Annotated in this window: 8 protein-coding genes; 4 read left to right on the top strand and 4 right to left on the bottom strand. The window is 48.1% G+C overall.

The window, feature by feature from the left end; translation table 11 throughout:
* Positions 1 to 1231 (bottom strand): M14 family zinc carboxypeptidase (locus ACESLU_RS08350; protein ID WP_372637791.1); only part of this gene is annotated, 1231 nt, incomplete at its 3' end.
* 273 nt (positions 1232 to 1504) lie between these two features.
* Positions 1505 to 2641 carry a hypothetical protein gene (locus tag ACESLU_RS08345; protein WP_372637788.1) on the bottom strand — a complete coding sequence of 379 codons (1137 nt, stop codon included), beginning with the start codon at positions 2639 to 2641 and terminating at the stop codon, positions 1505 to 1507.
* A 168-nt stretch (positions 2642 to 2809) separates the two neighbouring features.
* Between ACESLU_RS08345 and ACESLU_RS08340 the strand changes: the two genes are divergently transcribed.
* A complete protein-coding gene (locus ACESLU_RS08340) occupies positions 2810 to 4111 on the top strand; it encodes an Nramp family divalent metal transporter (RefSeq protein ID WP_372637785.1) in 1302 nt (433 codons plus the stop codon).
* Between the two features lie 276 nt (positions 4112 to 4387).
* Here the strand turns inward: ACESLU_RS08340 and ACESLU_RS08335 are convergent, their stop codons facing one another.
* The gene (locus ACESLU_RS08335) at positions 4388 to 5281 is read right to left on the bottom strand and encodes a DUF72 domain-containing protein (RefSeq protein ID WP_372637782.1); all 894 of its coding nucleotides are present in this window, start codon (positions 5279 to 5281) and stop codon (positions 4388 to 4390) included.
* A 148-nt stretch (positions 5282 to 5429) separates the two neighbouring features.
* Positions 5430 to 6413, bottom strand: coding sequence for a GlxA family transcriptional regulator (locus tag ACESLU_RS08330; RefSeq protein ID WP_372637779.1), 984 nt, complete (start codon positions 6411 to 6413; stop codon positions 5430 to 5432).
* Between the two features lie 443 nt (positions 6414 to 6856).
* On the opposite strand from ACESLU_RS08330, the gene ACESLU_RS08325 reads away from it, so the two are divergent.
* The 3 genes from ACESLU_RS08325 (at position 6857) to ACESLU_RS08315 (ending at position 8497) form a co-directional block, all read left to right on the top strand.
* Positions 6857 to 7633, top strand: coding sequence for a DUF899 domain-containing protein (locus ACESLU_RS08325; RefSeq protein ID WP_372637777.1), 777 nt, complete (start codon positions 6857 to 6859; stop codon positions 7631 to 7633).
* A gap of 232 nt (positions 7634 to 7865) precedes the next feature.
* Positions 7866 to 8111 (top strand): hypothetical protein, encoded by a 246-nt coding sequence (locus ACESLU_RS08320; protein WP_372637775.1) that lies wholly within the window; start codon positions 7866 to 7868, stop codon positions 8109 to 8111.
* A 161-nt stretch (positions 8112 to 8272) separates the two neighbouring features.
* The gene (locus ACESLU_RS08315; protein ID WP_372637772.1) at positions 8273 to 8497 is read left to right on the top strand and encodes a hypothetical protein; all 225 of its coding nucleotides are present in this window, start codon (positions 8273 to 8275) and stop codon (positions 8495 to 8497) included.
* The last annotated feature ends 197 nt before the right edge of the window (positions 8498 to 8694 follow it).

The raw sequence follows: 8694 nt of genomic DNA, 5'->3' as shown, positions 1-8694 counted from the left end.
CCTTGTCATAAGAAGTGCCGAACACATAGGCCTCGATGGGCGCTTCGGCACCGGCTTGCAGGGAACCTTCAAAGAAATCACGCTGGTAGTTCAGGATATCAACACGCAGGTCCCGGGCCGCTTCGAGCGTGGAAAGAGAGGTCAGAAACTGGTTTTTGATCGTAAACGGGAATTTAAGTACGCCATGGATGCTCTCCTGGGCGTGTCCCCGGGAGCTACCCTGTTCAAACAGGATACCGATACCGCCGTTAACGTCCGGGTAGGTAGAGCCTTTGCCATAGTAAAAATCATCGTAGCTTTCCTGCGAATAATAGAGGTGTTGTTCACGGTTCAGCTTGTCGGCGTGGTATTCAGCAATGGCTTTGGTCAGATCCTGGTTTTCCTGTGACGTTATCGGATGGGTCCTGGACTGGATGCCCGGCTGAAAGAAGAATGTCGAATTGGTACCCATCTCATGATGGTCGGTCAGAATATTCGGCATCCAGCGGTGAAAGTTGTCGATGCGTCCCTGGCTTACGGGATGCTGTACCAGCATCCAGTCCCGGTTCAGGTCGAACCAGTAGTGGTTGGTTCGCGCACCGGGCCAGCGCTGGTTGAGTTCCAGGCTATTGGGGTCGGAAACCACATTTTTGCTTTTATGGGTATTGGCCCAGCTGGCAAAACGGTTGAGTCCGTCCGGATTTAAGCTCGGATCCAGCAAGACTACGCTGTTCTCAAGCTGTTGCTCTATTTCCGCACCCTGCGCAGCGGCCAGGTGGTAGGCTACCAGCATGGAAGCGTTGGCACCGCTCGGCTCATCCCCGTGGATGCTGTATCCCATATACAGGACGACGGGCATGGTTTCCGTGTTCAGCTCATCCGACTGGTCGGGATCAGTGAGCGCCAGGTGATCCCGGCGGATCTCCTCGATATTGTTATGGTTCTCAGGTGAGGTGACTGTCAGGTAAAGGAGCGTACGATCTTCATGCGTTTTGCCGAACTCGTGCAGGGTCACCCGGTCGGAAGCCTCCGCAACCACCCGCATATACTGTACCAGCTGGTCGTGGCGTACGTGCCACTGGCCCGGCACCGTGCCCAATACCTCTTCGGGCGTAGGAACGGAGGAGTCGTACGTGACATTCTGGGGCAGGTAATAGTCCATAGCAGCCTCTGCATCGGCCGGATTCTGTGCCTGTCCCCTGACGGAAATGATCAGACAGCATAGCGTGACAAGGAGCGTCCGTAATCTCATAAAGGTTCTATCTGTAAAATTGGGGGTTCGAGTGAATGATAGTGTAAAGATTATCTATGAAAAATGTTTGAAAAAATAAAAATAACAACGATCCTTTAAAAGGCCGGGATTTTTCATATCAAAAAACCCCGGCACGCTGAAAATGCCGGGATTTTCAAATGAATGATGTGAGATGATGACGCAGATTGTATCTCCCTCAGACGGCTGCAAAACCGCCCGGGGGCTCGCCTCTGCCGCTAAATATCAAAATGGTGAAAAGATATGCTATTATCCTCAGGCATACCGGAAAATAGCCGCGATAGAAGCCGAGTTCGGCATGTCGTTTTTTTCCAATGCATATACATTGCCGCTCTGAGTGAGTGTTTTTATGGCGGCCATGTTGATTAGATCGTGTTCGCCGTTTTTGGGGGTGGCGCTGTGATGCACCACATCACGCTCCTGGTCAAACCATCCCCAGCTGTATTCGCCGATAGGGACAAATAACGAATCCACCTTTCCGTAGTAGGCCGCCTCTATTATCTGGCTTAAATTATCAGATCGTTTTTCAGACCCTGAAAGATCCGCGAAGCGGTCCATATCATCGTACATATCTTTCAGAAAGTGTGATTTGATTACCTTCCAGCTGCGCTTGCCGATCTCTTTGTCACTCAGTGGGTCCGGATTTTCCTGGATTGCTTGATCGATAAGCCTGCTGTAGTGGTTGACCTTACGATATTCCGCAACCGCACGCTCCACTCCGGCTATGATCAGCGGGTCGTTGCGTTTTTTCATAATAGAGGTTACTTCATTTTCTACCGTTTTGAGATAGTTGATGATTTCCTGGGTATCGGTATCCTTTGTACCGCCCTGACCGTGAAAGATGGCTAGGCCTTCGCCCTGTCCCGAGTGATGCTGCAGATGCCGTTCGTTCACATCATACTTCAAAAATTCTTCCAGGCTGGTCGGGGCCTCGGACAGTGCAATAGGCTCCGTAGAATCGCGCGTGCATTTTAACAGCCGCATATTTTTTTGACTGAGCGCAAGCGTGCAAAAAGTGCCTTCCAGCGTGATCATGGGAATGAGCGGGGTGATTAAAAAGTGATCGCTGATCATTACTTGTTCGTCAAAACGATAAGGAATGCGATAGTAGTCAAAATGTTCTTCACTGATAAACAGGGCCAAACCCTTGTTATTATGACGCCAAAAAGAAGGTTGGTCCAGCAGCTTGCGTGGTTCTTCCAGCATTTTTTCAATGCGCTTATCTGAAATATCTCGTTCTTTAAGCTGGTCTTCAGCCTCGCTCAACAAGTTTTTCAGTCGGATAGAATCCTGCTGAACTTCTTCGCCCTTTTGATGAGTGGGTAAAAAGATTGATACCCCAAGATCGGGTTGTTGATTGGCAAGGTCGAGAATATTATCACGCGTAATCATATAAACCTCCAGTTGTTAAAATTAATTCTACATAGTAGTTACTAAACAGCAAACTAAAAGACATGATTCGATTAGCTCTTTTGTATGGTTGTCACCGTCCGAGAGTTCCGCAGTTGCTTTCTGTTTGTCATTTAATGTCCAAAATTAGTATATATTGTCAAAATTAATGTGGAAAAACTATTTCGGATGGACCGACAGGAAGATAGCACAATACCAATAAACTGGCAGGGAATAAAAAAAAGTTTGGGTCCGGGATTGTTGATGGCTGCCGCAGCTATCGGGGTGTCGCACCTGGTGCAATCCACCCGCGCCGGTGCCACCTATGGATTTGCGATGGTCTGGGCGGTCGTGCTGGCCAATATTTTTAAATATCCCTTTTTGGAATATGGGCCCCGTTATGCCATTGCCACCGGCGAAAGCATGATTGAAGGATACAAACGGCTGGGCAACTGGGCGATCGGTATCTATATCTTCTTTACCCTGGGGACGGTCTTTGTCATACAGGCCGCCGTGACTGTCGTAAGTGCCAGCCTGGCGGCCGAGCTTACGGGACTTGCGCTATCCCCGCTCATCTGGAGTCTGATACTGCTCGCCCTCTGTATAGTTCTGCTGTTATCGGGGCAGTATTCGGCGCTGGACGGCGCGATCAAACTAATTATGGCTGTCCTGGCTGTTTCCACGGTGGTAGCCTTTGGCGCAGCCCTGGTCCAGGGGGGACAGCATGAGGTGGCCCATTTCTATCCCGATATCTGGGATATAGCGGGAGTCTCGTTCTTAATTGCGCTCATGGGGTGGATGCCGATCCCCATAGATGCGGCCGCCTGGCATTCGCTCTGGTCGCTGGAACGAGAGAAACAAACCCAATACCGGCCCAGGCTCAAAGAGAGTCTGCTGGATTTTAACATCGGCTATATCGGCGCCGCTCTTCTGGCTCTCGGGTTTGTGGGGCTGGGCGCTCTGGTGATGTACGGCAGCGGCGAAACCTTTGCCAGCAGCGGGACGGCCTTTGCCGGGCAGCTTATCAGCCTGTATACCGAAAGCCTGGGCAGCTGGGCCTACACGGTCATTATCATTTGTGCCTTTACCACCATGTTCAGCACTACGCTCACCGTGGCCGATGCCTACCCGCGGGTGATGTCCCGCTTTCTGGAAGTGCTATTGCCGGGTACGGCTGCTCCATCAAAATCCCTGCGCTACTATCGCATCCTACTCGTATTGGTTCCGGTATTTTCGCTGAGCGTGCTGTACGTTACGGGCGATGCTTTTACCCTGCTCATCGATTTTGCCGCTACGCTTTCTTTTTTAACGGCTCCGGTTTTGGCTTACATTAACTACCGGTTGGTTACGGCCGATCACGTACCGGAAGAGTGTCAACCCAGGCCATGGTTAAGATGGCTGAGCCGGGGCGGAATCATATTCCTGGCTGTATTTGCCCTGCTGTATATGTACTGGCTGATCCAGTATGGATAACAATTGTAACAGGAGAACCGGAACCTTTCTCCGACCCCTTCAAATGATTAGGATGGGCGACCGGGCGGAGTATGAGCCGGCTGACAAACAAACCGGTAAAAGCGCGTCGTTTCCAGCGACGCTGTTGAAAGGTAACCGGGCTGCCGGCCACAAACTAAAGGGTATATACGGCACGGGTAGTCGGAAGACCTCATCGGACAAGCTGCGTTTTCTCTTGTCCCAACGTCCCGGCTCTTGCGAAAGGCCGGCGAATAGCAAAACCGGGCCGGGATGTGATTAAAACAGCTCTTTTTGCTCTTCGTCCCCTCCGGCGTTTGGAACCGGTAAGTCCGTGCCTATGGCCTCGTTCATTTGCTTTATAAAATGCGCTGCCAGCTGGGGAGACCGTTTCTCTTTATTTTGATGGACAAAAAAGTGGATGTTATCAAGTCCCTGCTCCTTCCATTTTTGCAAACGCTGAGTCCAATCATCAAGGCGGGACCGGTCGGTGGGATGATTGGCGCCCACATACCGGACAAAAGCCTCGTTATTTGTCAGCCGCATATGCAGCAGGTCGCGCCGGCCGGCCGTATCGGTAATAATATTTGCAACATTGTTTTCCTCCAGCAGCTGGTAAAGTTCTCCGGCGACCTTCTCCTCATCAAACCAGTCAGGGTGACGAAATTCAACCGCCAGGGGAACGCCTTCCGGCCAGTATTCCACAAAGCCGGCCACCCGGTCAAAGAACTTGGGCTTGAAATTGCCCCGAAGCTGCAGGAAGGTAGTCCCCAGCTTTTTCTTGAAATGAACAATGCTGTCAATAAAATCATCAGTGGCCTCCTCTACGCCATTCAACCATTTCAAATGACTGATATACCGGTTTACTTTGGGGAAAAACTTGAAGTTATCCGGCACCCTGTCATGCCAGGAGGTTATTTGATCCCGGTCGAATGTGTTATAAAAGGTGGCATTCAGCTCCACGCAGTTAAATTGCGAGCCGTAATAGGTCAGTTCGTCTTTGGCGGCCCGCGGATAGAAATTTTTCAGATCCTTGCGGTTCCATTTGGCGCACCCTACATAGAGATTAGTGGTGCCGGTACCGCTATCTGAAAGAATTTTTGCAGTTTCGGGAGGGTCTTCCGGGAGTGAAAAGTCAATCTGATCGGGATGATCTGTGCTGCCAAATTTCATATGATGTCACTGTATATTTTTTGGAATTCTTTAGCCGGTTGAAATGCACTACCTGGAAACCGAGCCATCGAGAGTTAAATCGATTTTGCTCCGCAAACGTTCCTTGTTATTTCCGATCCACAGGGTCGGGGAATTAGACTACCTAATATTAAACAGCGACCACCTCTTTGTTGTATTTGTCGCGGTATTCGACGGGCGTCAGGCCGGTAATTCGCCTGAATAAATTGCGAAAGGATTTGGTATCGGAGTAGCCGACATCATACATCACTTCGCTGATATTCTTGCGAGTGGCTTCCAGGTCTTTTTTCGCGGCTTCCACCTTAACGCGTTGCTTGTATTCGGTCACGGTATTATGGGTGGCCTTTTTAAATCGGCGCTCCAGCGTTCGCCGGCTCATGGCTAATTCTTCCGCCAGTTGACTGACCCTGATATCATCCTGGTAGTGGTCTTCAATATATTTCTGGGCTTTTATCACCTTGTTGTCGTTGTGGTCTTTTTGTCCCTCAAAAATAATAAAAGCCGACTGAGTCGTGCGGTCAATATCCAGGGAAAATGCTTTGGAAGCCAGGATGGCCGCTTCACGGCCGGCGTATTTTTCTATAATATGCAGCAGCAGATTTGTAAAAGCATAGGCGCCTCCGCTGGTATAAATGCCGTCTTCTTCAGTCATGATCTTCTCATCTACCATATCGACCTCCGGGTACATTTTACGGAAGCTGTCGGCATGCATCCAGTGCGTAGCGCACTGCTTACCATTCAGCAGTCCTGTTGCCGCCAGAAAAAAAGCCCCGACACACAAGCTGGCCACTTCAGCTCCTGCTTTGTACTGATTTACAACCCAGGGAATAAAATCCCTGTTCTGCTCAATTCCCTTGCGCGGGTCATCGTGGATGGCGGGAATAACAATCAGGTCTGTCTTACCGACGTCATCGATCAGGCAGTCCGCATTTACCGCAAAAAGACCCGTTGACTGGCGGGTTTCTTTTTCAAGTCCCACCAGATGGACGTCAAAAACAGGTTTCTTGTCCTGTTGGGACAATATACCGTTGACCTGGTTAAAAATCTGGTGCGTCCCACCGATATTGACCACGCTGGTGTGTCCGCGCGGTACGAGTATGGATATATGTTTCATGATCAGGGCACTTGGTTAAAAATTTATTGGTTATTCGTTTCTATGGTCTGGTCCAGTGGTAACGAATAACTGTTAATAATGCTACTAAAACTGCATGTCGCAATCAACCTGTGAAAATGGCGTAAACACACCGTGCAGGGTCGCTATCTTGTAATTATATTATAATTACAGATTAAAACAAGTGATAGAGAACAACAGGAAAAGGATTATGAACAACGCCTTACTAACCCAATTCGATCTTCACCAGTGGTTCTACTGTAAACAGTAATCAGAGTACAAGGTAAAGCAAGATGTCAGATAATAAATATTCATCTCCCAAAATAGTTTCCCGTCAGGAATGGACGGCAGAACGAATGGTTATAGAGTTGGCCACAAGAACAGTTGATCCAAAAAACGGAACTTGAAATGAATTACAATATAAATAACCCGTAAGTAAGAGGATTATGAAGAAAGTAAAAACGGCACTGCCCGAAACGGTATCCAGAGAAGAATGGCTGGCGGCCCGAAAAGAGTTGCTTAGAGAAGAAAAAGAACTTACCCGTGCACGTGACCGGATCAATGCTAAACGACGCCGGATGCCGATGGTAAAAATAAACAAACAGTATGAATTTGAAGGACCGGATGGGAAGGTGAGCCTTCGCGATTTGTTTGAGGACCGCATGCAGCTTGTCGTGTATCACTTTATGTTTGATCCGGATTGGGAGGAAGGCTGCGCGAGCTGCTCGGCCTGGGCGGATCATATCGCGAGGGGACATCTTAATCATTTGCATGCTCGATCTACCACATTGGCCTTGGTTTCACGCGCGCCGCTGGATAAAATTACTGCTTTTAAAATGCGAATGGGGTGGAAGATCCCCTGGTATTCTTCGTATGGCAGCGATTTTAATTACGATTTTCATGTTACGCAAGATGAATCCGTTAAACCGGTCATGTACAATTACCGCGACAAAGCCACACTGGAACACCTGGGACAACATTATCACACCGAAGGCGAACAGCCGGGCATAAGTTGTTTCCTGCGGGTGGACGATACCGTATATCACACGTACTCCACATACGGCCGCGGAGGGGAACAGGTGGGCGGAGCCTACTATTTTCTGGATATGACCGTACTCGGTCGGCAGGAGAAGTGGGAAGAGCCCAAAGGACGTGCTACCGGGCTTGGAGCACCGGCCGGCAGTGACAAAATTCTGTATCCGGATGAATATGATGAAAACTAAGAGGAGCATCACAAGTACCTGTGCCATCAAACAATGTATGCAGTAAGTAAAAATTATTTCGAGCACACTAAAAGAATATCGCATTTATACAATTTATTGGGATTACAGGCACTGATTTTTGGTTAGCACATACCTTGGGTTCGATTTAAAAGAGAAACATTGACACAGGGTTGTCAGTGCTTACGGCTATGTTCAGGAATAGTAAAATTATTATTAGAGAAAGCAACAATCTATGAAGGGAAAGAATATTATATCGGAGAATCTGAAAGTGCTGGTCTTTAGTTCAAACATAAACACCAGGATCAAAGTAGACCGTACAAGAAAAGAACTTTTGGAATTGAATGGTGTTTACCGGGCGGATGTGGATTTGGATGATCCGGATAAGGTATTGCGCATTGAATGTCATCCCCATTGCGAAGCAGCCCTGATTGAAGAAAAAGTGGCAAAACTGGGGTTCCGGAGTGATAGATTGATCTAAAACTATCCTCTTTATACAGCTCGCCATCCGGTAACAGCAGCTTGTCGCATTCAACCGGTAAGAATGGCGTATTTACACCGCGTAGATAAGTTAAACAGATGCTACATTGTGTTCAGAGACCGAGGGAAAGTCAACAAAATTAACATAAGAAGGGATTAATTATGAGTACCCCATTAATGGCTCAATTTGATTTGCATCACCGCTTGTATAAAAATGTGCTGGATGGTTTTACGGATGAAGAAACGAATCGGCGCCTCCATGGGGATACGAAAATAAATCACGTCAAATATCTGGCCGGACACATTTTAAATTCACAATACGGGATTGCGCAGCTGGCCCACGCATCGTCCGTTGAACCGAAAATAATTAAATTTTTCTTGTGGTAATGATTGCCTCGTATTACCTGTGGTAGAGAAAAGCAGTTTACAGTCGCTTGATTTATATTCACGCAACCCCGAAGCTAAATGAAACGATCATCACTTTTTTCAATCTACAATTAATAATATTTGCTCTAATAAATTTAAATGGGAGTGAAGGCGAAGCAGGAAATAATCATTAACTAAATAACAAAATCATGAAATCA

The organism is Fodinibius sp. (genome assembly GCF_041642155.1).
In the GTDB taxonomy this organism is placed as follows: domain Bacteria; phylum Bacteroidota; class Rhodothermia; order Balneolales; family Balneolaceae; genus Fodinibius.
The sequence above is the reverse complement of the archived record's forward strand: the minus strand, read 5'-3'. Positions and strand labels throughout refer to the sequence as shown.